The organism is Enterovirga sp. CN4-39, assembly GCF_049446235.1.
GTDB lineage: Bacteria > Pseudomonadota > Alphaproteobacteria > Rhizobiales > Beijerinckiaceae > Enterovirga.
The window spans coordinates 1-25,253 of record NZ_JBMSEF010000005.1; the positions used below are offsets into that span (position 1 = coordinate 1).

31 protein-coding genes and 2 pseudogenes are annotated in these 25,253 nt (G+C 66.6%); 4 read left to right on the forward strand and 29 right to left on the reverse strand.

Going from position 1 to position 25,253, the window contains the following annotated elements; translation table 11 throughout:
- The 13 genes and pseudogenes from ACO2SS_RS10005 to ACO2SS_RS10065 all read right to left on the reverse strand — a co-directional run.
- A pseudogene (locus ACO2SS_RS10005) lies at positions 1-891 on the reverse strand (hypothetical protein); the annotation flags it as partial.
- Between the two features lie 12 nt (positions 892-903).
- Positions 904-1,473 (reverse strand): hypothetical protein, encoded by a 570-nt coding sequence (locus ACO2SS_RS10010; RefSeq protein WP_423277497.1) that lies wholly within the window; start codon positions 1,471-1,473, stop codon positions 904-906.
- A 56-nt stretch (positions 1,474-1,529) separates the two neighbouring features.
- Complete coding sequence (locus ACO2SS_RS10015; RefSeq protein ID WP_423277498.1) at positions 1,530-2,396, reverse strand: hypothetical protein; 867 nt, start codon at positions 2,394-2,396, stop codon at positions 1,530-1,532.
- Positions 2,396-2,962, reverse strand: a complete 567-nt coding sequence (locus ACO2SS_RS10020; RefSeq protein ID WP_423277499.1) for a hypothetical protein — start codon at positions 2,960-2,962, stop codon at positions 2,396-2,398. Before ACO2SS_RS10020 ends, ACO2SS_RS10015 begins: the two co-directional genes overlap by 1 nt.
- Complete coding sequence (locus ACO2SS_RS10025) at positions 2,959-3,324, reverse strand: hypothetical protein (RefSeq protein ID WP_423277500.1); 366 nt, start codon at positions 3,322-3,324, stop codon at positions 2,959-2,961. The genes ACO2SS_RS10020 and ACO2SS_RS10025 overlap by 4 nt, the downstream gene beginning before the upstream one ends.
- Positions 3,324-3,758: a hypothetical protein gene (locus ACO2SS_RS10030; protein ID WP_423277501.1), complete on the reverse strand. Its 435-nt coding sequence runs from the start codon at positions 3,756-3,758 to the stop codon at positions 3,324-3,326. Before ACO2SS_RS10030 ends, ACO2SS_RS10025 begins: the two co-directional genes overlap by 1 nt.
- Positions 3,758-7,282, reverse strand: a complete 3,525-nt coding sequence (locus ACO2SS_RS10035) for a host specificity factor TipJ family phage tail protein (protein WP_423277502.1) — start codon at positions 7,280-7,282, stop codon at positions 3,758-3,760. Before ACO2SS_RS10035 ends, ACO2SS_RS10030 begins: the two co-directional genes overlap by 1 nt.
- A 2-nt stretch (positions 7,283-7,284) precedes the next feature.
- Positions 7,285-7,704 carry a peptidoglycan endopeptidase gene (locus ACO2SS_RS10040; RefSeq protein ID WP_423277503.1) on the reverse strand — a complete coding sequence of 140 codons (420 nt, stop codon included), beginning with the start codon at positions 7,702-7,704 and terminating at the stop codon, positions 7,285-7,287.
- Positions 7,701-7,964: a hypothetical protein gene (locus tag ACO2SS_RS10045; protein WP_423277504.1), complete on the reverse strand. Its 264-nt coding sequence runs from the start codon at positions 7,962-7,964 to the stop codon at positions 7,701-7,703. The genes ACO2SS_RS10040 and ACO2SS_RS10045 overlap by 4 nt, the downstream gene beginning before the upstream one ends.
- Positions 7,961-8,497 (reverse strand): DUF1833 family protein, encoded by a 537-nt coding sequence (locus tag ACO2SS_RS10050; protein WP_423277505.1) that lies wholly within the window; start codon positions 8,495-8,497, stop codon positions 7,961-7,963. Before ACO2SS_RS10050 ends, ACO2SS_RS10045 begins: the two co-directional genes overlap by 4 nt.
- The gene (locus tag ACO2SS_RS10055; RefSeq protein ID WP_423277506.1) at positions 8,497-8,880 is read right to left on the reverse strand and encodes a hypothetical protein; all 384 of its coding nucleotides are present in this window, start codon (positions 8,878-8,880) and stop codon (positions 8,497-8,499) included. Before ACO2SS_RS10055 ends, ACO2SS_RS10050 begins: the two co-directional genes overlap by 1 nt.
- Positions 8,880-11,075 carry a lytic transglycosylase domain-containing protein gene (locus ACO2SS_RS10060; protein WP_423277814.1) on the reverse strand — a complete coding sequence of 732 codons (2,196 nt, stop codon included), beginning with the start codon at positions 11,073-11,075 and terminating at the stop codon, positions 8,880-8,882. The genes ACO2SS_RS10055 and ACO2SS_RS10060 overlap by 1 nt, the downstream gene beginning before the upstream one ends.
- 108 nt (positions 11,076-11,183) lie before the next feature.
- A pseudogene (locus tag ACO2SS_RS10065) lies at positions 11,184-11,745 on the reverse strand (phage tail length tape measure family protein); the annotation flags it as partial.
- Here ACO2SS_RS10065 and ACO2SS_RS10070 point away from each other — a divergent pair.
- A complete protein-coding gene (locus ACO2SS_RS10070) occupies positions 11,735-12,049 on the forward strand; it encodes a hypothetical protein (RefSeq protein ID WP_423277826.1) in 315 nt (104 codons plus the stop codon). The pseudogene ACO2SS_RS10065 and the gene ACO2SS_RS10070 overlap by 11 nt on opposite strands.
- Positions 12,050-12,088: 39 nt before the next feature.
- Here the strand turns inward: ACO2SS_RS10070 and ACO2SS_RS10075 are convergent, their stop codons facing one another.
- The 14 genes from ACO2SS_RS10075 to ACO2SS_RS10140 form a co-directional block, all read right to left on the reverse strand.
- Complete coding sequence (locus ACO2SS_RS10075) at positions 12,089-12,304, reverse strand: DUF7697 family protein (RefSeq protein ID WP_423277507.1); 216 nt, start codon at positions 12,302-12,304, stop codon at positions 12,089-12,091.
- Positions 12,301-12,795 carry a hypothetical protein gene (locus ACO2SS_RS10080; protein ID WP_423277508.1) on the reverse strand — a complete coding sequence of 165 codons (495 nt, stop codon included), beginning with the start codon at positions 12,793-12,795 and terminating at the stop codon, positions 12,301-12,303. Before ACO2SS_RS10080 ends, ACO2SS_RS10075 begins: the two co-directional genes overlap by 4 nt.
- 3 nt (positions 12,796-12,798) lie before the next feature.
- Complete coding sequence (locus ACO2SS_RS10085; RefSeq protein WP_423277509.1) at positions 12,799-14,061, reverse strand: phage tail tube protein; 1,263 nt, start codon at positions 14,059-14,061, stop codon at positions 12,799-12,801.
- Positions 14,062-14,079: 18 nt separating this feature from the next.
- Entirely contained in the window at positions 14,080-14,514 is a 435-nt protein-coding gene (locus ACO2SS_RS10090) for a hypothetical protein (RefSeq protein ID WP_423277510.1), read from the reverse strand.
- A gap of 2 nt (positions 14,515-14,516) precedes the next feature.
- On the reverse strand, positions 14,517-15,179 hold the full coding sequence (locus ACO2SS_RS10095) for a DUF6441 family protein (protein ID WP_423277511.1): 663 nt from the start codon (positions 15,177-15,179) through the stop codon (positions 14,517-14,519).
- A gap of 2 nt (positions 15,180-15,181) precedes the next feature.
- Positions 15,182-15,505, reverse strand: a complete 324-nt coding sequence (locus ACO2SS_RS10100) for a head-tail joining protein (protein ID WP_423277512.1) — start codon at positions 15,503-15,505, stop codon at positions 15,182-15,184.
- Entirely contained in the window at positions 15,502-15,765 is a 264-nt protein-coding gene (locus tag ACO2SS_RS10105) for a hypothetical protein (protein WP_423277513.1), read from the reverse strand. The genes ACO2SS_RS10100 and ACO2SS_RS10105 overlap by 4 nt, the downstream gene beginning before the upstream one ends.
- A gap of 99 nt (positions 15,766-15,864) precedes the next feature.
- Positions 15,865-16,845 carry a major capsid protein gene (locus tag ACO2SS_RS10110; RefSeq protein ID WP_423277514.1) on the reverse strand — a complete coding sequence of 327 codons (981 nt, stop codon included), beginning with the start codon at positions 16,843-16,845 and terminating at the stop codon, positions 15,865-15,867.
- A 27-nt stretch (positions 16,846-16,872) separates the two neighbouring features.
- Entirely contained in the window at positions 16,873-17,283 is a 411-nt protein-coding gene (locus tag ACO2SS_RS10115; protein ID WP_423277515.1) for a head decoration protein, read from the reverse strand.
- Positions 17,284-17,319: 36 nt separating this feature from the next.
- Positions 17,320-18,486, reverse strand: coding sequence for a head maturation protease, ClpP-related (locus tag ACO2SS_RS10120; RefSeq protein WP_423277516.1), 1,167 nt, complete (start codon positions 18,484-18,486; stop codon positions 17,320-17,322).
- A gap of 2 nt (positions 18,487-18,488) precedes the next feature.
- Positions 18,489-20,021: a phage portal protein gene (locus ACO2SS_RS10125; RefSeq protein ID WP_423277517.1), complete on the reverse strand. Its 1,533-nt coding sequence runs from the start codon at positions 20,019-20,021 to the stop codon at positions 18,489-18,491.
- A gap of 1 nt (position 20,022) precedes the next feature.
- Positions 20,023-20,238, reverse strand: a complete 216-nt coding sequence (locus tag ACO2SS_RS10130) for a phage head-tail joining protein (RefSeq protein WP_423277518.1) — start codon at positions 20,236-20,238, stop codon at positions 20,023-20,025.
- Positions 20,239-20,242: 4 nt separating this feature from the next.
- On the reverse strand, positions 20,243-22,201 hold the full coding sequence (locus ACO2SS_RS10135; protein WP_423277519.1) for a phage terminase large subunit family protein: 1,959 nt from the start codon (positions 22,199-22,201) through the stop codon (positions 20,243-20,245).
- Positions 22,146-22,661, reverse strand: a complete 516-nt coding sequence (locus tag ACO2SS_RS10140; RefSeq protein ID WP_423277520.1) for a hypothetical protein — start codon at positions 22,659-22,661, stop codon at positions 22,146-22,148. The genes ACO2SS_RS10135 and ACO2SS_RS10140 overlap by 56 nt, the downstream gene beginning before the upstream one ends.
- Before the next feature lie 354 nt (positions 22,662-23,015).
- On the opposite strand from ACO2SS_RS10140, the gene ACO2SS_RS10145 reads away from it, so the two are divergent.
- Entirely contained in the window at positions 23,016-23,204 is a 189-nt protein-coding gene (locus ACO2SS_RS10145; protein WP_423277521.1) for a DUF3606 domain-containing protein, read from the forward strand.
- 45 nt (positions 23,205-23,249) lie between these two features.
- On the opposite strand, the gene ACO2SS_RS10150 is transcribed toward ACO2SS_RS10145, so the two are convergent.
- Positions 23,250-23,534 carry a ribosome modulation factor gene (locus tag ACO2SS_RS10150; protein ID WP_423277522.1) on the reverse strand — a complete coding sequence of 95 codons (285 nt, stop codon included), beginning with the start codon at positions 23,532-23,534 and terminating at the stop codon, positions 23,250-23,252.
- A gap of 94 nt (positions 23,535-23,628) precedes the next feature.
- Complete coding sequence (locus ACO2SS_RS10155; protein ID WP_423277523.1) at positions 23,629-23,787, reverse strand: DUF3309 domain-containing protein; 159 nt, start codon at positions 23,785-23,787, stop codon at positions 23,629-23,631.
- Between the two features lie 210 nt (positions 23,788-23,997).
- Here ACO2SS_RS10155 and ACO2SS_RS10160 point away from each other — a divergent pair, with 210 nt between their 5' ends.
- Both ACO2SS_RS10160 and ACO2SS_RS10165 read left to right on the forward strand, forming a co-directional pair.
- On the forward strand, positions 23,998-24,213 hold the full coding sequence (locus ACO2SS_RS10160; protein ID WP_423277524.1) for a hypothetical protein: 216 nt from the start codon (positions 23,998-24,000) through the stop codon (positions 24,211-24,213).
- Between the two features lie 543 nt (positions 24,214-24,756).
- Positions 24,757-25,083, forward strand: coding sequence for a hypothetical protein (locus tag ACO2SS_RS10165; protein WP_423277525.1), 327 nt, complete (start codon positions 24,757-24,759; stop codon positions 25,081-25,083).
- The last annotated feature ends 170 nt before the right edge of the window (positions 25,084-25,253 follow it).

Sequence of the window (25,253 nt, forward strand, 5' to 3'; positions counted from 1 at the left end):
GACAATCTGCGGACGGCTCGCGCCAGTGATGCGAACGGTCTTGAGCCCCGGCGGATGATCCAGCTGAGACGCGAAGAGAAAGGCGGATTGGTCATCCACCCCGAACCGCGTGGCGGCGAAATCAGCCCGCTGCGAGGTCAGATAGATGCCCGAGGGGAAATGAAGCTCCCCGCCGGTCGACGTGACCTGAGCGGCGGCTTCCTTGATCGCAGCCCCGTCATCGGTGCCGTAGAGCGCCTGGACCGGAAGGCTCGAGATATTCCAGCTGGCGAAGGTTCCCGAGCCGCTGATGCCGAGCACCGAGATCGAGAGCGAGCCGTTGCCGGCATTGTAGCTCGTGACCCGACCCCACATCCATGCGCCAGTGTTCGACGTAGGCGCTACCTGAACGATGTTATTCGCGACCCATGCCCGACCGGTCGATGCCGTGAACGTCTTCGTTCCAGTCCCGATGGCAACCGAGCTTGTCGACGTGCTCGTATTGTTGGTGTTCGCGACCGTCGTGCTTGCATTGGCCGCCATCGTGACGGTGGTCGCGGAGGTCCGGGAAGTGATCGTGGAGATCATCTGGCCGCCACTTGCCCCGGCACGCTTCAGGATGACGGTTTTGCCGACGTCGCCGGCCGTGAACGCCGCCCCCGGGCAGGTCAGGACCGCAGACCCCGCCGTGGTGGCGCAGCCTTCGCGCCGGACACCATCGCCCCTCGCCCCGAACGACTTGACGCTGTAGCGCCCGCGCTTCGCGAACTCGCCATCGACGAAGTTGCGGTTCACGGCGCGTGTCGCGTCCGTCGGCGTGTCCTTCACCGGCGGCGAAGGAAGGCTGGCCTGAGCGAACGCGAGCGAGGGCGGCAGCAGGGTGAGGGTTGCCGCGGCGAGACGGTTCAGCATGTGATTATCCGATCAGGAGATTGCGAGGACGCCGCCGGCGTTCCAGAGCTTGCCGGACTGTGCCGGTAGGGAGGTCGGTAGGAGTGGCGCCACCGCCTCGAGCAGGGCGATGAGCGCCGCGGCCCCAAGATTGCCCAACGCGATCTCGGCTGCAGCTTGTGCCGAGAGATGGGCGGCGGCGGCCGATTCAGCCGTCGCCGCGGCGACCTGAGCGCCAATCTGCGTGACCCGCTCGTCGATCGCCTGGAGGATGGCTCCATCTTCCGGGATGTTCTTCAGCCGGGTCAGGTAGGACGAGACCCGCGCGCCGTAGACCCTTGGATCGGTGTGCTTGATCCAGCGCAGCACGAAGTACGGCGCGTTTACGAGGGTCTCGCCGGCCCAGGCACGTGCTATCCGCATCTGCCCGGGCGCGAGCACCTCCCGAACGGCCGTGACGCCCTGGCCGCTCTGCAGGAAGACGATGTCGTAGGGCAGGACGGCGAGGTCCCAGGCGACGTCCTGGCCGACGGCGATATCCGAGCCATTGGTCAGCGTGATCGTGCCCTCGGCATAGATGAAGTCGATCGGTGGATCGGCCATTCGATATCGCTCCGACGCGCAGGCGCGCCCGGTTCAGACGGGAAAGGCGAGGTGCGTCAGGCGCGGGTGACGGAAACCGGGTTGTCGATCGCGGCCCGGCGTGCCTCGATCCCCTTGGCCTTCAGGAGTGCCTGGAAGCCGGCGCGCTTCTCGCGGCGCTGCCCGAGCTCGCGGATCTGCCGCTTGGTCTGGGCCTGCTCTTCCTGCAGCGACCAGAAGCGGTCCGCATCGGCCTTGATGATGGTGGCGAGCGCGTCCGCCGTCGTGTCCTGGGCCGCGGCGAGCCGTTCGATCCGCTGCGAGGGTTGTCCGGCGAGGTGCGCCTCGGCCTCCGGCGCCATCGCGACCGCAGCCTGATAGCGGGTTGCGACGCCCTCGAAATGCGCATCCACGTCGGCCGCCACCTCATCGGCATAGGCCTCGGGCGTCCGGCCGACCACGACCTCTTGCCCGGCCTTGACCTTACGGCGGCGCCTCTTCGGGCTGGCCTCTCCCTCTGGCTTGGCCATCAGCGAGAACCGCTCCGGCCGGCAGCCTGGGGCGGAGATCCGCACCTCGTGCGGCCCGGGATCGGTGAAGGAGAGCGCGATGTCGCTGCCATCCGACACGAACCTGCCTTGGAAGGGTCCGGTGATCAGCACCTCCGCGCCGGCGGGCACGCCGGTCAGAACGACGTGATCGACTTCGTCGGCCGCGACCTCCACCTTGTCGAGCTTCGCGCCGATCGCGGGCTTAAGCTGGGGCCCATCGGCGCCGGACGGCCAGTGCCAGAACTCGCCCGTGAGCGGCGGGACGTCCTCCACCCGAGCCACGCCGTCGGGCAGGTTCGCTCGGATTCGCTCCACCATCTCGGCCGGAGCCGGATAGGCGGTCGAGTTCTCGCCGACATAGCTGCCGGCCTCGTCCAGGAACCACAAGGGCATCAGAACACCTCGAGCGCGGTCCAGCGGACCTGCAGGTCGTTGGCGAGCCAGTTCGTCACGTGGATGCTGGCCGCGTCGTAATCGATCCACCAGCCGCCGTTTTCGGTGCCGCCCGTGGCACCACCCCCGCTGCCGGCATAGACGCCCTCGAACCTGAAGGGGCTGCACCACCGCTGCGCCATGGCGGGGTTCAGCGGGAAGGCGTTGTAGAACGTCTGGGTGTTGGCCTTACCCAGGTACATCCAGTGCCCGATGTACTGGACACCGGCGGCCTCCTGGATGGTCCCGGCGAAGGGATTGTTGATCGCCCGAGCCAGGGCCACGATGACGTCCGGCTGATGGCCGAGCCCGTGCGGTATGCTCACGACGTTCGCCGGCCTGTTCGGAAGCCCGCTCTGGGGGTTCTTCGCAACGTCGTTCACCCCCGAGGCGTAGATCCGGCCCGGGTAGTTGTCCGCATCGAAGAGGAGCCCTTCCAGCGGTGCCGTGAGCGCGTCGTAGCCAGGCTTCGACAGCCTGATCTTGAAGCCGCCCCCCGCGTTCCCGATGATCAGGCGCCGGCTCATCCCTGCTGCCTCATAAAGGCGACCCAACGCACCGTGATGCCTGCGGCCGGCTGCGTGCCGTTCGGGGCATAGCCGGCAACTGCCCAGAACCCGGTCTGATCGACGTAGACGTGGACCGGGAAGAGGATCTCCCCGGCGTCGAGGCGCCCGCATTTGACCATCGGGGCCTGCCCGACATCCCGCCCGAACTCGATCCGGATCCCGCTCGTACCGCCCGGCACCACGAAGATGCCCGCCCCGAGCTGCATCAGGTGCCCGCGGCTCGTCGAGAACAGGAGGTTCTCCTCGCCCGTCGTCAGTGCATCGAACCCGGGCTTTGAGATCCGCATCCCCTCTGCGAAGAGGACGATCCGGCGCGCCATCAGGAGGTCACGCAGAAGAAGTTGAACGCATCGCCGGCCGGCAGCGGATGCTCGGCCAGCTGCCAATCGTTCGGCATCGTGATCATCATCCGGCCCTGCTCGACCACGACGACGTAGGGCGTGCCGTCCCGGTACATGGCCGGGCCCGCATAGGGCCGCGTGTAGCGGCTGACCTCACCCGTGAGTTGGCTGCCGCCGCGCTTGATCGTGAACATCACGACGGGGATGTTGCCGAAGGCCTGCTCGAAGACGTGCCAGGTGTTCACGCCCGTGATGAAGCCCGCGGCCGCAACCTGCCCGTAGCTCGGCCGGCTCGCCGCAAACGAGATCTTCTTGCGGTCGTTCACATCGTCCAGGGCAGCGTCGTAGCCGGGCCGCGAGATGCGGCAGTCCACCTGGCCGGCGATCTCGCCGATGAGGATCCGGCGGGGCATCAGTCCCAGAACTCGATCCGACCGTTGCCGCCGGAGATCGAGATGATCCCGGCTGTCACAGTGCCGAGGTTCGCGGAGATCGCCGAGAGGCTCTGCGCCTGCATCGCGCCGGCCGAAACCGTCCCGTCGGCGATCAGGTCCCCGCGGACGGCCACGCGCGCCTGGCCACCGACTGTTGCGATCGAGAAGAAGTAGTCGGGCGCGATTCCGACCCCCGGTGCCCCGATGAGGAACTTGTCCACGGCGACGCGGAATTCCGAGTTCACCGGGCCCGGGCTGCCATCCTGCGTGATGAGCTGGAACCCGCTCCAGTACCCACCGGCCGCGACCTTGACGATGTAGCTCGCGGTGAGCTGGCCGTTGATCAGAGCCAGAGCGTTGGCCTGCTGCGTGACGCTGGCCGAAAGATCCCCGACGGAGGCGACCACTTCCTGCGTCGCCTGCGCCTGCGCTTCATCGGCGTCCGCTAGAGTGGCGAGGTTCTCGGTAACGGTGGCTGAGAACTGCTCCAGCTCGCTGGAAACCTCCTGCGTCGCCTGAGCCTGAGCCTGATCCGCTTCCGCCAGAGCCGTGAAGGTCTGGGAGACGGTGGCCCCGCTCTGCTGGAACTTGGCAAGGACCTCCGTCCCGAAGATGGCGTAGGCACGGTCGACATCCACCTCGACCGCCTGGATCTGCCGGATCGCAGCCTTGCCGAGGTCTGTCGCCTCATCGCCGATCACGAGGCTCTCGGTCGCGAGGTCCGCGGTGATCTGAAGCTGGTCGAGAACCTCGAAGCGGCGCGCGATCTGCTGTTCGAAATCCTCCGGCCGCAGCCGCATGAACACGAATTCCGGCGAGACCACGAGATTCGGCGGCACGACCTCGACCACCGACGATGGCCCCTGGACGCCGCCAACGGTCACACCGGCAACGCGGACCCGGATGGTGGGCGCGCCACCCACGACAGCCTCGAAAGTGGTCCGGTCGTCCGCGTAGGCGCGGACCCAGCTCTCGCCGTCGTAGCTGACCTCGCCGACATAGCTCACCGCGCCGCGGGCAGGCTGCCAGCCTGCGGACAGGATGAGGTCGACGCCGCGCTGGTAGACTTGTGCGCCGAGCGTCGTGATCGTCGGGATCGACTGCGAATAGATGTCCGGGATCGACGGGAGTGGCGGAACGCCCGACTCCGTCACATCGTAGACCTCGGGCGCATCCACGACGCCCTTCAGCGTCATGTGCTCGCCGTCCTGGTCCGGTGTGCCTTCCGTGATCAGGACGCGGAACGAGCGCGGCTGGGCCGGCGAGAAGTTGGCGAGCGGCTGCTCCGCGGTGTCCTTGCGGGCGAGGGCCTGCCAGAGCGTCATGCCCTGCCGGGCGGCCTCGGCGTCATGGTCGCTCGCGTTGACCGTTGCGATGGCGTCCGAAGGCCCGCGCAGGACGCGCACCGGCCCCCATGACTGCCCGTTCGCGCGCTGCACCTCGATGTAGTGGTTCAGGGCGCCCGCATCCCAGGATGGGGCCGGGTTGAGGGTGAGCCTGCGCGTTCCCTGGTCGAAGGCCGTGACCTCGACCGACCGCCCCCAATCCTCCGGCTGCTCGCTCGACAGGACGACGAGGTCGCCGAACTTCAGGAGCTTGCCTTCGGCCCCGGTCTGCCACGAGACTGTCACGCGCCGATACTGGCTCTCAGCGGCATGGAAGCGGACGAGGCCAGCCGCCTGCGCACGCCGCGTGACGCCCGTCACCTCGATCTGCGCTGGCTTGGCGAGCATGACCCCGTCAGGGGCCGACGAGACGGTGGCCAGCTTCCATGAGGTCTCGTCGAGATACTGCCCAACCACCCCGTCCGCGAACTGGTCGTTCGCGAGCACATAGTCGATCGTGAGGCTGTCCCGGACGATGTTGAAGTCGTTGAAGAGCATGCGCGGGATGCCGCGCGGCTCGTCGCGCACGATCGTCAGGCGGTCGCCCACGAAGGCCGGCCGCGCCCGCCCCGCTTTCAGGATCGTCTCGAGCGCCTCGTCGAGCGAGACCGGCTCGGTGAAGAAGTGGTCGAAGCAGTGCCCCTGCGTTTCCCAGAAGGCCGCGTAGTTCACGAAGCTCTGGAAGTCGACGTGGCTGATCGGCAGGCCGGCCGAGTAGTCATCGTTGCGCCAGGCATCGAGCGCGGCCCAGGCCGGCGACCGCGTCGGCTGCTCCACGAACTGGCCGGAAGCCATGTCCCACACCGGCAGGATGCGGGTGGAGATGACGTTGACCTTGCCGTTGGTGACGCCGGACAGCGACTTGTTCGCCTCGGCCCGAATGGCGATCGTCGACACCGGAAAACTCTGCGGCCCGTCGATATGGGCGCGCAGCGCGGTCCACTGCACCGAGTCCTGGCCGTTCACCTCGTCGCTGTCGTTCAGGCTCGGGTTCTCGCGCCGGACCCGCACCTCGTAGCGGCCGGGCTGGACGGTGATGTGCTCCGTCACCCGAATTTGGGACTGCTTGGCGAAGGTGTAGGGGTTCGTGAAGATCGGGAACCAGCCGCTCGTCGGGGCGCCCGCGGCGTTCACGAACCGGGCCTCGACCACGATGAAGACGCTCGTCGGCTTGAGCTTCCCGCTCTTCTTGTCGGTCTGGAAGCAGCCCGACGGCCACACGAAGTCCACCAGGATCTTGCGGGCAGTCGTCTCCGCCGCGTTCGCCGTGAACGGCGCCGACCAGTCCTGTGTCAGCTCGATCCCGCTGACCTCGCTCGCCGTCACGACGTTGACCGGAAAGAGCGTGACCTGCTCGCCGGGGTTCAGCATCTGGAACGAGAGCCCGGGGAAGTCCGGGTTCGTGCCGCCGGCCTTCGTCCAGATCGTCGTGTCCCCGATCCGGATCTCTTCGTGGTCGTAGCGACCGCCCCCGATCGAGAACAGCGCGTACTCGACCATGCTGTCGCCAGAATACTCCGTGTAGGAGGGTGCGGCGAGGTCTGGCGCCTGGATGCGGCGGCCATATCCGACCGGAATGGCTTGGAGCGGGCGCGCCGCGTTCGCCGAGAAGGCGAAGGAGTAGAGATCGTCGGCGTTTTGTTGCGTCTTCCCGGCCGGCTTCGGCTTGAGCAGGAACGACAGGAGCATCGAGCCCCCGGCGATCAGCACCGCCGAGAAGATGCTCGCCCCCACTGTACCAGCACCGAAGACCGCCGCCCCCGCCCACGGGGCCAGGGCCGAGAGAGCGATCAGGCCCACCAGGGCCATGATGCTCTTGCCGCCACTGCTGCTCCCGCCTGACGACGAACCGCCGATCCCGGGTCGCGACAGGAAAGCGACGTTGTCGTTCAGGGCGAGCTTGTAGCTGTCCCACTCGGCCCGGCCGTAGAACTCGCCATTGATGACGAGGACGGTCGGGAGATCGAAACGCCAGCCCGAGCGCTCCAGGAAGCTGGTGACGCTCTCGCCCATGACGGCCTCGGCCGTGCGGACGGGCAGCACGAGCCGCTCGTCCGGGCACGGCTCCGCCAACTCGGGATCGTAGACCTCGAGCTTGTGGGCGACGGCAAGGCGCATGGTCAGGTCTTGCGACGGAAGAACCGCAGGTAGTTGAAGCCCACCGCCTTGAGCGACGGGATGTCGTCGGCCACGACCCCGTTCGCCTGGTCGGTGTGTACGACCACGCCCGAGATCGCCGGGATCACGAATGTCCCGAGGTGGAAGTCGCGCTTCGCGACGTTCCCCATCAAGACGATGTCGAGATCCTCGGGGTGCTCGACCTCTTCCCAGGCCTGCCGTTCGGGATGGCTCAGCATGGCCTCGGCTGCGGCCCGCGTGGTCGGATTGGCGAATGGCACATCCGGCATTTCGATCCGGGCGAGCTCGCGCTGCAGGTGCCGAGTGAGCCCGTAGCAGTCGAACGCCTCGGGCCCGCGCGCGCCGATGGCGTAGGGGCGGCCGATCAGGTCGGAGAGGAAGGCGTTGCGGTCCATCGTCATTCGCTGCTGTCCGTGAAGCCTACGATCCCCCAATCTCGCAGCGTGACGACGAATGTCCTGCTCCAACCGATGCGCGGGTCCGCGCCTCCATACGGCTCGATAACGAGATTGGCGTTGTTGGCGAGCGGGGCCCCTGTGCTGCCTCGCGCTCCCTCGAGCTGCTTGTTGATGTGGGCGACCAGGGCACTGCGATCAGGAAGCTCGACGGCCTCCGCCATAGCTTCGGCCAAGCCGCCGCGTTGTGGTCGGAACTTGATCATGACACCGCCATGAGCGAGGGGAAGGACTGCTGGTCGTAGACCTGACGCAGGAACTTGAGCTGACCCGGGCTGGCCACCACGATCTTGCCTTCGAGCGTGGTCGACTTCCGAGTGACGTTCCGGAGCTCCAGCGTGTAGGGCCCATGCCCTACCGTGTCCGGATCTGACGCGAGATAGCCCCTGAAGATCACCTTCACGGTCTGGTTCATCGTCACCGCCGAAGCGAGATAGCGGGAGACCTCCCGGTTCACGTTGTCGAGCCGGATGGTTGCCTCTGCCCCGAGTTGCCCGATCCGGGGATAGTCGACCTCAAAAGGGATCGCCTTGAAGAGCACCACTTGGCCGGCGTTCAGCGGCGCGCCGGCGTCGAGGCGCAGCATCAGGTCTTCCGTGTTGCGCACCGCCCGGATTGCCGTGGGCAGGCCATTCTCGACAAAGGCCGGGTGATGGAACTCCAGGGTGAGGAGCATCACCTCCTGGCGCGGCGCCGTGACGGCCGCCTCGGCCCAGGCATCGGAGACCGTGATCGGCATCAGAGATTCTCGACCTCGAGCACCATCGAGACCTCGGTGCGACCGGGGCGGGTCTCTCGCTCAGAAATGCCCTCCGCGCCGTCCTTGATGCGCACGGTCCGGGTGACGTAGCTGTTCGAGCCTGCCTGCCAGACCGGCATCGTGAAGGACGCCGTGCCGTCGCCGAGAGTGGTCAGGACGAACGTGCGGAAGGCGGCCATCTCGGCCGTCTTCAGCTCCCGCCCCCAGCGCATCAGGGTGATCCGGAGCGTGCTGGCGCGGCGCATGCGGGTCCGCCCCGATTGCATCGGAGTCTTGATGTTCCCGCCACCGAGCTTCTCGATGGCAAAGCTCGATCGTTTCGTCTCGTAAGGCACAGCGGACGGCCAAACCGGAGCAGCCATCAGGCGCCCCGCATCGAGTTCATGCCGTACCGGGCGCGGAAGGGTCGATCCAACTGGCCCTCCGAGATCATGCCCTGGATCATCTCGCCCACGATGATCTTGAGGCCGGGTCCCTTCGGACCGTCAGAAACCGCTTCGGACCGCACCCCGGCCCCGCTGTAGTTCTCGACGTAGACGACCGGCTGCTGCGGCGCCCCGGCCGGGCCGATCGCCGGCACGCCCGAGCCCGTCAGCGCGAAGCCGCCGGCGGCGAAGCGAGGGAGGCGGTCTCCGTTAATCGCCTCCAGAACCTGACGGTGCCGAGCAGCAGAGTTCGCATTCACGACGAACTCGCCATTGCTGAGGCGCGCCAGGATGCTGTCGGACGTGCCGCTGCCCGGCCCCGAGATCCAGCCGCCGTTCGCCCGGGCCGGGACAGCCGAGCCCCCGAAGAGGCTCGAGAAGAAGCCCATGAGGCCGCCCCCGGTACCCGTGCCCCCGCCGCCGAAACCGTTGAACAAAGCCGCGATTGCTCGATCGGCGGCCATGGAGATCAGGCGATCCGCAAGACGGTTGGCCATGTTGCCGAGAGCGTCCATCAACGACGCGCCTGACCGCAGATCGGACAGGAAGCCCCTCAAGCTTTCACTGGCGAGACTACGCGTCTCCGCTAGGGCGGCATTCATCCGGAGGTTGCTCTCGACGAATTCGCGCTGCGGATCGTTCTTGCCCACGCCAAGCGAGCGCATCTGTCGCTCGACCATGAGATCGGTCGACGTCATCCCGAGCTCGCGTCGTTGCTGTTCGATGAAGCGCTCCGCGTTGGTCTGCTGGATCGCCGCAGCGTTTCGAGCCCGAGCTGTGGCCTCGGCATCGATCTTGGCCCGCAGCCCGTCCGTAAGCTCCTCGCCGCGCTGGATCGCCTCGTTCTCAAGCTGGCGAGCCTGCTTTGACTTCTCGATCTCGAACGTCGTCATTGAGAGGGCGCCGCGGTGCAGCTCCAGCGACTGGGTCGAGTTCTTCGTGGCCTGCTCCCAGGAGCGGACCATCTCAACCTGTGCCTGCGTGGCCGGGGTTTGGCGCGTGATCTCGGCGATGTAGTTCCGGGTCTCGGCCGGGAAGCGGGAGACGTCACCACCGACCCGGTTCACGTTGCCGGCCCCGAAGTTGTAATCGGCGAGCGCGAGCGGGACGTTGCCGTTGCGGGCCTGAAGGCGCTCGCTCAGCATCCGCATCATGGCCGGGATGGCCTGCTGCGGGTCGAGAGGGTCGATGCCGTATTGGGCAGCAGTGTCCGGCATGAACTGCGCAATGCCCGCTGCGCCCGCCCTGCTTCGAATACGCCCGTTGATGATGTCCGGGTTGAAGCGGCTCTCCTGCCAGAGGACCGAGGCACCTAGATTCGGATCGACGTTGTAGCGGGCCGCCGCGGCGAGAAGCGCCGCCCGGTACTGCTCCGGAACGTCGGCAACGCCCTTTCGATAGCTACTCGGCGTGCGCAGCAGATTGTCGTTGACCGCCTGGATGTCGGTGCCCTGCGCCATGACGAGCGTGCCGACGGCCGCGAGATTGCCGGAGCGGGAGGCAGTCTCGATCAGCTCCGCATATTTCTGCCGGATGGTCTCCAGCTCGCGAGCATAGCCAGTCAGGCCGGAGAGAGCGAAGGCGTCCCGCGAGGCTCGGCCGAACTGCTCAGCCTGCGTCCCGCCGGCCTGGAGCCGCTCGCGGATGCGCTGCAGCACGACATCAAGCCCACCGGGCGCGTTCGGCGCCGCGAGCGCCTGCTCGAGCGTCGTCTTGAACTTCTCCAGCTGCTCAAGATCCGCCTGATCCGGGATGAACTGCCGGATGATGTTCTGGGCCGCGAGCGACGTTGCCCGCTGCTCCATCTCGCGCGCATCAGCGTCGGCCGTACGGCGAGCCGTGTCGAGCGCGATCATTACGGCGTCGCGCTGGGTCTCGAGCGCCTGCAGCGACATCGCCTGCGATTGAGGATCGAGGCCGCGGAACAGGGGGGAGTTGCGCGCCTGCTCGATCTGCCGGTTCAGCGCGTCGAGCGTGGCTTGTGAGATCTCGGGACCGTTGACGGCCCGCGAAACGGCCCGGCCGAGCGCGTCATAGGCGCCAGAGGCAGCGGTCTTGACGTAGTCCCAAGCCTTTCCGAGCGCGGAGGTCTTTGCCTCCGCATCCACGAGGGTCGGCCTCATGGCGTCCATGACGGCGCGCGTCGCCCCCGTCCGGTCGCCCTGCGCTTCGAGCGTGCGAACCAGCGTGAGCGTCTTCGCGTCCAGGAACCCGAGCCGCTCGTTCAGCAGCTCGGCGCCCTTCGCGAGATCGCCGCTGAAGGCCTTGGCCAGCATGGCTGAAGCTTCGGTCGCGTCGATCCCGAGCGTCTTCGCGAGATCGCGCGACGTAGAGATCATGTCGCCGAACAGGCTGACGTTGATCCTGCCGGTCGAGGCGAAGGACGAGGCCATCTCCCGCGCGGAGGACGCGGAAGCCTTCCCGGCCGCAGCGGCTGCGCTCGCGACGTCGTTGATCTGCCCTACGGTGGCACCGCTCGCCCGGCCGACGCCGACGAGCGACTGCTCGACCGCCTGCTGTCCGTCCGAATAGCTCTTGAACGCGAGAGCAGCCGTGGTGCCCATCGTAACCAGTGCCGCGACAGCGACCGTAACGGGATTGACCATCGCGCCCGCCCGGCTGCCGATGTCGCAGCGCACCAGAGATGCCGCCGTCGGCACCTTGCAGGATCTGGAGAACCTGGCCGCCCTGCGTTGCAGCGACCTGAAATGCCGACGAGCCTGAGAGCATCATCGTCGCAGCGTCGTTGACCTGCATGCCCAGGTTCTTCCAGGCATGGCCCTGCAGACCGATGGCGCGCATCGCGTTGTCATTCGCGACCGCGACATCCTTCAGCTTCGCCGGCAAGCGATCCGCGCTGGCGAAGGCCGCCTCGAACACAGCGGCAGAGGCCCGCGCGGTCCCGTCCGCGGCCGGGTTCACGCCGAGCAGTGAGTTAATGTTCGCCTGGGCTCGGTCGGTGGCCTGCGCCTCCCGTGCCGCTTGGGCGAGGCGCTTCCACTTCTCGATCTGGCGCTCAGATGCCGCGCCAGCCTTCTCGGCCGCGTCCGCGACGCCGCCGAAGGCAGCCCTGCCGGCCTGCTCGACCTCGTTGAAGGCGCGCTGAATGTCAGCCTTGCCCTCGACGCCGAGCCGAATTCCGATACTAGGAGGCATCTGCGCCCTCCCCGCTGTCGCGGAAGGATTTTAGGATCAGCGGCTCAACATGGGGCAGGACTTCCGCCAGGAGCGGAGACATCGCTCCCATGGCCTCAGCCAGAGCGATGATCGCCCCGAAATCGAGCCCGACCGGAACTGCCGTGATAAAGCCGTTCGCCCCCATGGAGCAGACCCGGACCTGACCGGCCGAACGCTGGATCACTTCCCAGGTGACGATGCCGTCCGGCGTTTGCGGGGTGTGGACACGGTAGGCGCATCCGGAGCACCGCTCGTCGTCGGGGTCACAGGCATTGCAGTATTCGGACCCGCCGCCGAAATGCCATTCGGCGAGGGCCTTGAGCCGTTTTTTTCGTCGGCCGCCACCAGAGCGGGCCGGGTATAGCCGTCGTCGAGGGCCTGGAACGCCGGCCACTCGTCAAGCAGGAGATCGATGTTCTCCGGGGTAACCTGGAGCGGAGCGCCTTCAGCGTCGCCGATGCCCTCCCATGCGACGATGCCCTGGTGAGCGAGCGACACGGTCATGGCAGCGTTCGCGTAGTGGACCGAGTCGCGATCGGCCGAGCGAAAGGCGTCGCCCGCCGCGGCTCGCGCAACCAGCATCATCGCGGCAGAGATGGGCCTCACCTGAACCCGGACGCCGGGCAGGAGGTCGATCCAGAACGGCTCGGAACCCTTCGGGGACAGCCTCAGCATGGGTCAGTAGCTCGCGACATCGTTGACGAGGGTGGCGATGCAGGTAGCGCCCGCCGCGCCGCGGGCTGCCTGCCAGTTGAAGGTCGCCTGGACGCCGCCCGGCCCCGACACGGGCTGCTTGGCGCGCGGCAGGTATACGGCCGGGACCAGGAAGAGGAGCGACGTGCTCGCGTCGATTGCCCAGCCGAACGAGATCTCGCACGGCGCTCCTGACTGGGCCTGGTCGAGCAGGACCGTGTCGGCGAACCGCGTGACGATGCTGCCCGACATGCCGACCATGCCAGGGTCAGCGTCCTCGATCCGGCCATCCGACCGGATGGTCTCGACCGGCTCGAGATTGTTCGTGAAGGTGAACTCGGCAGAGACGACGCTCGCGAGCTGCGCGCCCTCACGCTTCACGCTGCCGGTGAACTGCGAAAAGCGCTTCACCTCTGCAACGGATGGGGTCCCCGCCGCAGTGGCGCCGGCCTTCGTCTCGCCCTTGGCGATCAGGCCGAGCGTGGCCGAGAGCAGACCGGAGCGCTGCATCCCGATTCGCATCGTGTTGCCGCGGACGCCGAAGTTCATGCCGTAGGTCGGCACATCCGGCAGCCCGACCTCGATCGACATCGATGGGAGGGTCGAAGCGCCCGACGTGAAGACGTGCTGGGTGGCTCCTCCGGAGAGGGTCGCACCTGAGATGGCGCCGTTGGATGGAGCGGTCGCCGCAAGGGCGAAGCTGTTGCCGGCCTGACCGAGCGTGTCGTGCGTAATCGTCAGGGTGTTGCCGCCCGTCTGGGCGTATGTCGCCGCCGCGACCGCCGGGACGACGCTGGCGTTCAGCACGGTGACCGCATTCGTCAGAGTCGCGGCCAGGTTCGCCCCGATCTGGATCTGGTTGCCACTCGGCGCACTCGACACGAAGGTGAACGCCGTCCCGGCGATCGCGATCGTGGAGCTATTCGCCGGCTGGGCCGAGAATAGGATCGAGCCTTTCGCCGCGACCCCGCCCGACGTGGCCGGATTGCCGAAATACAGCTTGAGCCAGTTCCCGAAGTTGCGGACATCCACCGGCACGACGACGTCGCCGACGTTGTTGATCACATCGAACGATGGCGCGAGCGCCTCGCGACCGAAGCCGAGCAGGTCGTCCGCGATGAGCCCCTGCTCCTCGCCGAGGTTCGACGAGACGAAAGGCAGCCGCTTGTAGCCGCTGACCGGGGGAGTGCCGTAGACGCTCTCGAAAGCGCCAGCCATCAGGGCGTTCGCCCCTCTCGCGCGAGCCATGCTGCTTCTCCGTGAAACTTAGGTGAGAGGGTTCGTGACGCCGTAGGCGGCCACGAGGGTCACTTCGGCGAAGCGGGCCGTCTGTGCGCCTTCCGCTTCAATGACGTCCGCGACGGGGGCTTCGACGTCGAGGTAGTCGCACAAGCCGCCGAGCGACCGGTTCGCCTCGATCGCCTGCCCCAGACGGACCAGGATGCTGTCCATGACCGCGTCTGCCGTCTCGGTCCTGGTCCTGTTGGCACCGAACGCGACAGGGATGCGATGCTCGTAGAGGTAAGTCACCGGGTTCAGGGTGACCTCCGGCTCGCCGGGATCACCATCGTTGACGATCGCGACGGGATCCTTGCCGATCTTCTCCGGCTTGCCGCTGTTCCGGACCAGGTCGACTTCCGGGACCGCAGCCCGCACGAGCGCGACGACGGCCTGGATCACCTGTTCCCGCTTGCTCGGCATGATCAGGTCCAATGCCTCGCGATGAGGCCCGGCACGCGGTCGGCCCAGGCTTTCGCGATCCCGTCGATGTCGAGACGCTTCTGCACGCGTACCTGCGCGACGAGCACGAAGATGACGATGAACTTGCGCCCGGGGCGTGGGCCACTCGTCTTGATCGGCTGAAACGACTTCCTTCGCCGCCAGCGCGCGGGCTGCCTCATGTAGAAGGCGTCAGCCACAAGTACCCCGCCGCCCCGCCCTGGGACCCAGCGAAGCTTGATGCCGGTTTCCCGCTCCCAGACGGCGGGTGTGAGCGTGTGCCCGGTCGTCCCCCGACGCCTCGCCGAGGTCGCATGCCGCACGCCCGCCTCAGGTGTCGGTATGGCCAGGAACCGACGTCCGCGAGCAGAGATCGTGACCCCGCGATCGTAGGCGTCGATCAGCTTCGGCGCCTTCGACCAGACGAAGGCCGCAGCCTCGACGCTCTCGCCGGATTCCGGGTAGCTCTTCCCGCGCCAAGTGTTCGCGAGACGCTGGCCGAGGCCGGCGCCCCTGACACCGTCCCGGAGATCATCCTTCAGCCCGGCGGAGGCGTCCCGCATGCCGGCCGTGACAGCCTTGGCGATCTGCGTCTCGGCTCCCGAGAGCGCCTTGCGGATGTCATCGGTCTTGACGCTGAACCGCATCCCTACGGCTCGTAGACCTGAGCCTCGAACGTCTGCACGCGACCTATGTCGCCGGTGTCGACCGCCCGAGTGATCTCGAACTCGGACCCATCCTCGAACAGGAGGCTGTCACCCACTTCGCCATCCGGGATCTGAGACAAGCGAACGTCGACCAGGATGGCATCCAGCTCGAACGTGTTCTGGCGGACGACAATATCGGGCTGATGCCGCTTCTGGATGATGCGGGCCGGGCGCTCATTGCCGCTCGAGGCAGAGCGCCAGGTCACATCGGACGCCATGTTCGGATCGTCGAAGATCGCGTCCACAGCGCCCGAGAAGGCGTTCATCGCGCCGGCTTCGGCGCTCGAGCAGGAGAGGCTTCGACGCGAGCAGGCTCCGCCTCGTCCTCGACCTTGGCTCGATCTACCTTCGTCGGCCGGCGCGCAGCACCAGCCGCCGAGAACGCCTCGAAGTCCTCATCGGTCAGATCGGTGATCGCTCCCGCTGGGACGACCTCGATCTCCGGGGGCTTCACCACCGTGCCGTCCTTCATTTCCGCCGGCTTGCGGCAGACATGCAGGGTCGTGATCGCGAAGGCCTGTGCCATCGTCTTTCATCCTTCCAGACCTGTTGCGGGATCAGGCGAGTACGGTCGCCTTGAGGGTGGCGTTCGGATTGATCGGCACCATCAGCGGAGCCGACTGGGTCACGATCTGCTCGATCGCGACATCGCCCGGGATGATGTAGTTCCGCGGGAAGATCGGGAGCGCCTGGAACTGCGCGTTGACGTCCACGATGGCGCCGAAGCAGCGATACCCTGCACGTTCGGCCCGGTCAGGACGACGTCCTTGGGCGACATGAAGGGCGTGACCGCCCCGCCGACGCTGTAATAGTCGTTGTAGACGTAGACCTCGAGCCCGGCCCCAAGCGTTCCGACGTACCGCACCTCGCCCGTACCGTAGAGTCCGGTGCGGATATTCACGTCGTTGCCGCGCCGCGTCGTGTCCATCTCCTTGAGGAGCTTCTCGTCCTTCCGCGCCACACCCCAGGCGGCTGTGCCCATGGTGATGCGGGTCGGAGCACCGCCGAACTCGGCCGAGTGCATCGTGTCCATCCAGCTCTGGACGTTGTCGAGGATCGAGACGCCGGTCTCGCCCCAGCGCGCGCCGGAACCGAGAACGACGGTGTGGCCGGGCGCACGACCGAAATCGATCACGACGGACGGGTAGTCGTCGCCGTCGATCGTGACAGCCCCATCAATGATGGCCTTGGCGGCGAGCCACTCCCACCGGCGCTCGATCGCCGTGCGGTGGTAGGCGAGAATGTCCGCCTTGATGGCGTCATACCGGGCCTGCGGGCTGATCGCCTCCGGCGCGAGCAGAGCGCCCGGGCGCCGCGTGAGGGCGCGCGACGGCGTCACCGGGTCGGACGGCTTCACGTAGGCGGGCTTGAACCGAGCAACGCGACCGCCCTCCTCGTAGATCGGGCGCCCCTGCGCGAGAGGGGCCACGAACGGCGCGAGCTTACGCCCGACACGCGGGATCTTCTCGAAGTCGATGTACTCGTCGGTGGACGAGATCTCGTTCGGGAAGAGCAGGTCCAGCCAGTAGTTCACCGGCGAGTCCGTCTCGCGGTACACCCCGAGCAGGGTGTGCGTGTTCCAGATTTCGTAGCGATCGAACGCCATGACGAGTTTCCTTTCCTGGTCTTGGCGTCAGAGACGCTTGCGGATGACGATGTTGGTGGGGGTCGGCGAGCCGCGGAACGCCGCCGCCTTCTTGGCGTCGGTGTTGTAGTCGGCGTGCCAGGTGAGAGCGTCGGGGTTGAAGTTGCCCTGACGGTAGATCGCGATGCGGTCCGTCTGGCCCGCGCCGGTGACCACAGCGACGGTCGTGATCCCGATCGGGACGACGGCAGTGCTCGAGGTCTTCGCCATCACGAGGTTGCCGTTGGTATCTACGCCCACGACCGCGAAGGCGGCGAGGGTCGTGCTCTCGCCGACCGGGTAGTCTTCGGTAACGGGATGAGGGATGGCCGAGTTGAAGAGCTCGACCTGGGCGAAGTCGTTGCCGGTCTCGAAACCTGCGATACCGACGCCGCTATACGGGATGTTGGTGACGGCCATCACAGGCCTCCTTTTCTGGACTTCGGGATCCGGCCGTCAGGCCGTCTTCGGCGGGGCGCCGGTGGCGGCGCGGTAGTTCGCCACGATGCGCGACGAGGGGTTCGCGTCACCATCGGAGGGCTGCACGTGCGAGCGCACGTCCGTTCGCTCCTGCTTGGCGACGAGCTTGTCGAAGAGATCGGCGCGGACCTGCTCGACGGTCTTGCCCGCGGCGATGAACTCATCGGCCATGGCGGCCGTGACGGCCGTGCTGGTCCTGCCGGCAAGCGCGACGAGCTCCTTGATCTGGCTCGCGGAGCCGATCCGCTCCTTCGCGACTGCGAGCGTGACGCCCTCAGCCAGGAGGCTCGCGGCCATGGCGGGCACGCCGCCATCGACGCAGGCCTTGGCGATCTCGGCCGCTTCCGAGCGCTGGATCGCGGTCGGCGGCGCTGCCTTGGCTTCGGCGATCGCCGCGGCAAGCTTCGTCTCGTGTTCGGCAACAGTGATGGTCGGGCCCGCGCCCGCCGGTTCATTCGCCATGGTGGTCTCCCGTTGGCGGTGGGTGGCGGCGGGCAAGGCCGCCCGAGGACGCGCGCGTTTGCTCCACGCGCGCTGATCAGCCAGGGCGACGAGGCGCTCGGGCGGATGTTCGTAGAGACGGAAGTTGAAGGCCGTCGGCTCTGGCTCGTTCTCGTTCGCCGCCCGGCCCTGGACGCGGTCGGCGTAACCTGCCTCGACTGCCTGCTCCGGAGTCATCCAGAGCTCGGCCTTCATGTCCGCCCGGCACTGGTCGATCGTGCGTCCGGTCTGGTCGGCGTAGATGCCCGCCATCGCGGTCGCGAGCGCGGTGAGCGCCCGGATCTGCTGCTCGTGATCGTCGACGGTCCCGAACGTGAAACCGCTCGGGTCGTGCACCATCATGAGCGCGCCAAGCGCCATCACGATCTCGTCGCCGGCCATGGCGATAACCGAGGCCGCCGAAGCCGCGATGCCCTCGACGATGATCGTCTTGCGCCCCTTGTGGGCGACGAGCGCAGAGTGGATCGCCGCACCCTCAGTCGCGATGCCACCGCCCGAGTTGATGCGCACGACCACGTCGCGGTCGCGCCCGACTTCAGCAAGCGCCGAGATCACGTCAGCAGCGCTGAAGCTCTCATCCCAATAGAGATCGCCGACCGTGCCCGAGAGCACGATCTCGTTCCCACTGACCAGAACGGCCATGGTCACTCCTGGATGTTGTTCGGGTCCTGCAGCGGGTCGGGCTCGCCAGGCGCTTTCGACTTGGCGTCGTGCCGCCCGTCGCTCGTGTAGGAGAGGCCGAGACGATCGGCCCTCGTGTTGTCCGCCGCGTTCTCGGCGTCGATCGCTTCAGCGTCGTAGCCGCGCTCGCTGACCTTCTGGGAGCGCGTCGCGAAGCCTGCCCGGACCTCCGCTTCTTGCGCTTCGATGTCCTGGACCGGGTGGATGTAGGGCCACCGGGCCGGGATCCAGTCGACGCGATAGGCGTCCTCCCGCTTCATGCCGGCAGGGAGCTTCAACGCCCCCGACAGCAGCGCGAGGTCCATCCAGCGGACCCAGACCTTCCGGCACAGCTGGTAGACGACCAGCTGGTGCTGCCACATCTCGACCGCGCGCCGGAACGCATTGAGCGAGGCCCGTAGCGTCCGGTCGTTGAGCTGACCGTAGTCGCCGCTCAGCTCCTCGTAGAGGACGCCCGCCGCCGTCGCGACGCCGCGGAGCGCCTGGCGCACGAAGGCATCGAAGTTCGGCCCGACATCAGGTGGGTTCGACCAGGTGACGTCCTCACCCTCTTGCAGCACCTGCATGGTGCCGGGGACGAGATCGATCGGGGCAACGCCTTCCTCGTCAGGCTCGTCCGAGCCCGCAACCCCGCTCGTCGTGTCGGCCGCCGCCGTCTTGATGAAGCCAACGAGCATGGCCGCGTTCTTCTTGCGGACGAGCTCGGCATCGAGATAGGCGTCGAGATCGAAGAGGGTCTTCAGCGCGCGAGTGAGCCAGGGCTCGCCTCGGTCCTGCCCCGGCCTCAGCGGGCGATAGAGATGCGCGATATCCTCGGCCGGGACCTCGGTTTCATCGAGCCCCGCGCCAATGTAGACGCCCTCCCCCGGGTGCTCCTTGAGCATGAGGTAGGCGACACGCTGGCCGATGCCGTTGTAGCGGATCCCCGACTTGATGTTCTGGCCGGGGTCATTCCGCGTGTGCGGGCACTGGTCCCCTTCCATGAGCTGCAACTGCAGCGGGACCAGCAGAGGGTCCGTGCTCCGGCGCGTCCGGAGCCTGACGAAGCTCTCGCCCCCGTCGATCATTCCCCGGACGGCGAGCGCCTGTAGGCCGTAGAAGTCGAGCGCCCCGGTCGAGTCAGCCTCGTCTGTCCACCGGAGCCAGAGATCTGCGACCTGCTGCCGGAAAGCCGGGTCCGGCGCCGTGCTCTTCGGGACGATCCCGGTCCCAACGATGTTCGAGACCAGCTTGTCGGACGCGGCCGCCGCGTAGGGGTTCTTCCGGATCTGGTCCCGCGACTTCCGCCGCAGCTCGTCGAGCGCGTAGGTGATCGCCGCGTTCGGGCCGTGCCCCCCAACCACCCACGAGCGCGAGCGCCGGCCGGTGCCGCCGGCGACATCGTACGGCCGGACCTCCGTTCCGCCCGCGGGCGCGCCGGCGAGATCTGCGGACGCGAGCGGCGCGATGTACTCGTCCGTGCCCTTGAGCCTGAACCTGACAGGGGAGCCGGACACGTCAGAAGCCGCTCCGGCTCGTCAGCACGACCTGGCGCGTGCGCCGAACGCCCGAACCGCTCGTTGCGGCGAGCTCGCGCTCGACGTCGCCCAGAGCCGAACGGAGTTCGGCCATGGACCGATACGTCACCCGCCCCCGGCCTTCCGTCTCGACGGTCAGCACGCCGCTGGCGATAGCCGCCTTGAGCCGATCTCGATCCTGTGTCGTGTACGCCATCGGCTCACAGCCTCATCCTGAAGCGCACCGGGCGGGCACGCGGCCTCTGGCTCAGCGCCTTGTTGGCGATCACAGTCTCTGGCGCGGCCGCCGGCTCGGGCGCCTTGGCCCGATCGATCCCGGCAGCCGCCTCGAGCTCCCGCCAGTGCTTCTCGGCCCAGCGATCCCAGCCGCGCATGGCGGCGAGGCCGCGGGCATAGTTCGCGCAGTCGAGGACCTCGTTGCGCCGGCCGGGCAGAACCGACCATTCCCGTTTGGTCCGGCCCTTCTTCACCACCGTGATCAGCGTCTCGGAGGTGAGCTGCTTGATCTGGTCCTCGGTCACGTCGTCCGGGATATGGACAAACCGCGGCGGGAAGGCATCCCCACTCTCCGGCCGCTCGAGCGAGAGCGAGCCCATCAGCTCGGCCTTGCTGAACGAGACGCCGATCTTCAGCGCCTTGAGCCCGCGCTTGACCTTTTGCCCTCTCGCGTTCGTTTCCCGGGCACCGATCCCCAAATAGGGGCTCTCGTTACGGTCCAGGCCGTCGACCGCATGCACGTTCGGCCGGCCTCGTTGCGTCCGCAGGAACCCGGTGACCTCTGCCGTGAAGGCGCCCGAGTCGATCCCCCAGTCTCGGACCGACATCTCGGCCCCGCATTCGTGCGTCCAGGTCTCGCCGATCATCGCGTCGAGATCGGCCCAGACCTCCGGACGGTTCGTCGCCCCGGGCAGCACGCGGTGCTCGATCAGCCACCGTTCCCGGTTCCGGCCGAATGCCCAGATCCCGACCTCGAGCCGGTCCTTCTGGACGTCCACCCCAGCGAACAGGACCACGCCGCCGGCGGGCACCATCCCCGACCGGTAGCGGTCGCGGCGGTTGTAGACCGCCTGCCACTCGGGCGCGTCGCCCTTCTCCTGCCAGGTATCGCCCAGCACCGTGTTGATGAACTCCTTCAGGAGCTCCTGATCGCCCTGCGCTGCTTCCCAGCGCTGCGCGATCTCCACCCACGACATCCAGCCGACCGGGCTGTAGAGGCTCGACAGGTGGAAGCCGGCCGTCTTGCCGTCTCCCGGCGCCGTCGAGCGCCATTCGCCCGCTTTCAGCATCGCCGTCTTGGCGTGCTCACCGTGAACGACGCCGCAATCCTCGCAGGCGTAGCCAGCTTTCGCGGGCTCGCCTTTCGGCCACTTCAGCTGCGCGAACTTGAGCGTCTGGAAGTGCCCGCAATCGGGGCACGGCACGAAGAAGCGCCGCTGGTCCGATTTCGCGAACTCCCGTTCGACGCGCGACCGCCCTGCGATGGTCGGCGTGGACACCATCAGCACCTTTCGTCGCTGGAATGTCCGCGTCCGGGCCTCCGCAAGTGCGATCGGATCGCCCTCCCCGTCGACGTCGCCTGGATATCCGTCCACCTCATCGAGGAAGAGATAGCGGGCCGGCATGGACCGGAGCCCGACCGCCGAGTTGGCGCCCGTCATGATGAGGACGCCGCCCGGAAACTCCTTCGACTGAACCGTATTCCCGCTGTCGCGCGCCCGCGGCTCCTTCACGAGGTCCCGGAGGGCGTCGCACTCGTCGATCAGCGGCGCGATACGCTGCTTCGAGTTCCGCTTTGCCGTCTCGACCGTCGGCTGCACGGCGAGCATTGGCCCGGGCGCTTGGTGGATGACGTAGCCGATCCAGTTGTTGCCCGCCTCGGTGCCCCCGATCTGAGCGCCCTTCATGAACACCACGCGCTGGACCGGTGAGGAGGTCGACAGCGCGTCCATGATCTCCCGCAGATACGGCGTGCGCTCCGTTCGCCAGCGCCCAGGCTCGCTCGCCGCCTTCTGGGACAGCATCCGGTGGCGGTCCGCCCACTCGCTTACCGTGAGGAGCGGGTCCGGCCGGTAGCCGTCGGACCAGGCCCGGGCGACAGCCGTCTCAGCCAGCGAGACGTAATCGGGGCTCAGACCGCTCGGCGAGGTGTTCTCGGACATGCCGCTCAAGGGCAACCGCCAGTTTGACCTGATCGACGCCGATTTCCGCTGCGATCAGGGGCGCCACCCGCGCCGGCCAGTTGATCCAGGCGTCTCGCTCGATGCGAGCAATGTCGAACACGGAGGACTGGACCCGCTCGGCATCGACAAGCCGGCCCGACTTGATCTCGAATTCCAGCTCACGGAGCTTCGCGAGGTAGTTCTCCTTCTTCGTCTGCGCTTCGGCGAAGGAGAGGAGCTGTGGACCGTCCTGAAGCGGCTGCGCATCGTGCGCACCGCTGTTCGCAGCCTGTACGCGCCCCTTATTGCCATCCCGCCACGGCGTCCCGACCAGAGCCGGATCGATCGTACCGTCGTTGAAAGCGACCAGACGCCCCTGTGTGAGACCTCGCCGGACGAGCGCCTCAGAGCACCCGTCGAGCCGGGCAAACTCCCGTCGGCTGATGCCCTTGCCGCTCATGCTGCGAACACCTTTTCAGGGTCTGGCGGTAGCGAAATCGAGCGCCTTGCACCCCCGTATAAGTCCGGATCGCCAGGGTCCCCGGAGGTAGGCTGAAAGTCCTAGTTGCGCCGATACCACACTGTTGCAATTCCGCAACCAAGGTGCCGACCGCGACTTTGGTCGTAGGTCTTTATGCCTAGCAAAACATTCCTCGAAACACGCGGCGCCTTCGATCCTCACGACGCCTCACTTATTGGCGCGATGAGCGCCGCGACTGTCCCGAACAGCAGTGAAGACAAACAGCGCGCGCTCGTTGACCGGAGAAGGGACTTCTCAGAAGCTCTTCGGCCCGATCACTGGCGGAGGGCTGAGATGCCAGACAGCAAGTCGAAGACCGGTAAGGCGGACCGCAGCAAGGTTGCTGGCGGTCAAGGGTACGAGGTCCGCTACTTTGCGCAGAAGCACAAGATCCCGAAGGATCAGGCCCAGAAGCTGATCGACCGCATTGGGAATGATCGCGACAAGCTGAATGCCGCGGCCGAGAAGCTGAAGTCGAAGTAGCGGCACGAGAAAGCCCCGCGCGACCCGATCGCCGGGGCTCCCTCTTCAGGCAGCCTCATCGAGCCCCTTGTCGACTGGCGGCGGTATGCTCACGGCGTGCACAGCGAAGGTACCATCATCGGCACACCGCCATCCCTCGAGCCAGAGGTCGTGCTGAAGGGAAGTAATCGGGTAGGGGCAGCTCTCGATGGGGCTGCCATCCAACCCAGCCTCGGCTCCCTCGTTCAGGATTTTGCTACGGTCGAACATGGCGGCACACTTCCGGGAGGGCTCGCCTAGGAAACGTCCGTGCAGGTTTGCAGGTCCGGGGCCGGTACGGCAACGAACCATACTTAGGCCCCGGCCCAGAGAACTCAGTGGTCTGCAGGGCGCCTAGGCCTTGTGGCCTCGGCACAACCTCGCTGTTGCGGCACTCCGCCTGAAATCAGACCCTCAGATTGCCGGTCAGCAGAAGGACGATCAGGATCACGAGCAAGACGCCTCCGATCCCCAACCCGCCGCCGCGGTAGCGACCGCCGCCATAGAACATCCCGCCTCCACCAAAGAGCAGGATCAGGATCACGAGGATCAGGATGAGAGTCATCGGGCGGTTCCAGGCGGCCACACCCGGCCGCCTCCACGCAAGCTTGACCGCCGCGGATTGTTCCTTCCGCCGTCCACGGGACAGGCGCCTCGGCAAGGCTTCTTGAGCGGCCTTTCCCGAATCACAACCTGTTCGAAATCACGGACGTTGGATCCCCGGGCATCGTCTAGAGGCGAAGCTTACTGCTGACACCGCATTCGGGAGAGCAGCATGCCTACGCTGAAGGCAAAACTGATTGGATGGCTCGACGAAGAAGTCTGGCTAGATCTGGTCCTCGAGCAAGACGATGGCTCGGCCGAGCAACTCTCCGGCATGCTGCCCTTCTCTTCCATAGATCAGGCGCACATCTTTGTTCGCCACGCGGCTGAACAGCTTTGGCTGCGAGTTCGTGACGATGTGGAAATCGACGCGGACGAGCTGATGTAGGACGGACACGAAAAAGCCCCGTGCGACCTGATCGCCGGGGCTACTCTGGGCCACGCCGCCCGACACTGATCGGAGCGCTGTCGCCTCTCGATCGAACCGCTCGCTCGGGTTGATCCCGCTTGTTCGAGGCAGCCCCGCAAATCTGATTTGGCATAGTTAACGCAAAGCGCTCAAGTCTGCAAGTGCAATCCGGACCAAAGCATTCGCTCATTACAGACCTTCAATCGCGGACTCGGGTTATGCGAACCGCTCGACTGCGCCTTTTCGAGGTTCAGGCTGGGTATCAAGCAGCAATGATCAGAGAAGCATCTGCACCGCTACCTTGCCGAGTTCGACTTCCGCTACAATCACCGGACCAAGCTCGGCTGGACCGACAAGGACCGCGCCGCCGCTGCGCTCAAAGGCATCGAGGGCAAGAGGCTCACCTATCGACGGCCTGACGGCTCCGGTCTTCACCTACAAGGCTGATCGCTTCGTCCGCTGGCGCGAGAAGAGCCGTAAGATCACGAAGCCGAAGGTGATTCGACGCTGGATCAGGTTCCGATGAACGCTCCTTCCCTTGAGGACCGTGTCAGAAACTTGGAGCGGTTTCGCTATAGGATGCTGGGTGAGACGAACGCCTATAGGACGCTTCTGCTCGATGCTTGGATGCAACTTATCGAAAAAGTCCCCGACCCGGTAGGTACTGCTGAGGACATGAAGCGAATATGGCTGTCAAGAGTTGACACGCCGGCAATTGATCTTACGGGCATTGATCCCGTGCATATCGATCTTGTTTCGCAAGAGACTTCTGATGCTCTCGGACAGCTGACGGATCTTCTGATCCAATACGCACGTCAAGCAAAGTCGGCCAGTGAGGATAAAGGGTGATCCCCCCTATCGCGGTCTCGGGCTTAAGGTTGCGGCTCTCTGTCTTTCGGTTTTGCGGCACGCTTACCGACCTTCATCTCAGACTGCGGCTTCGGCGGGCTCATGAGCATGTTGCCCAGGACTCGCTGAAACTCAGGGTCGTTCGTAGGATCGTGGGGCCGCTCTTTCGA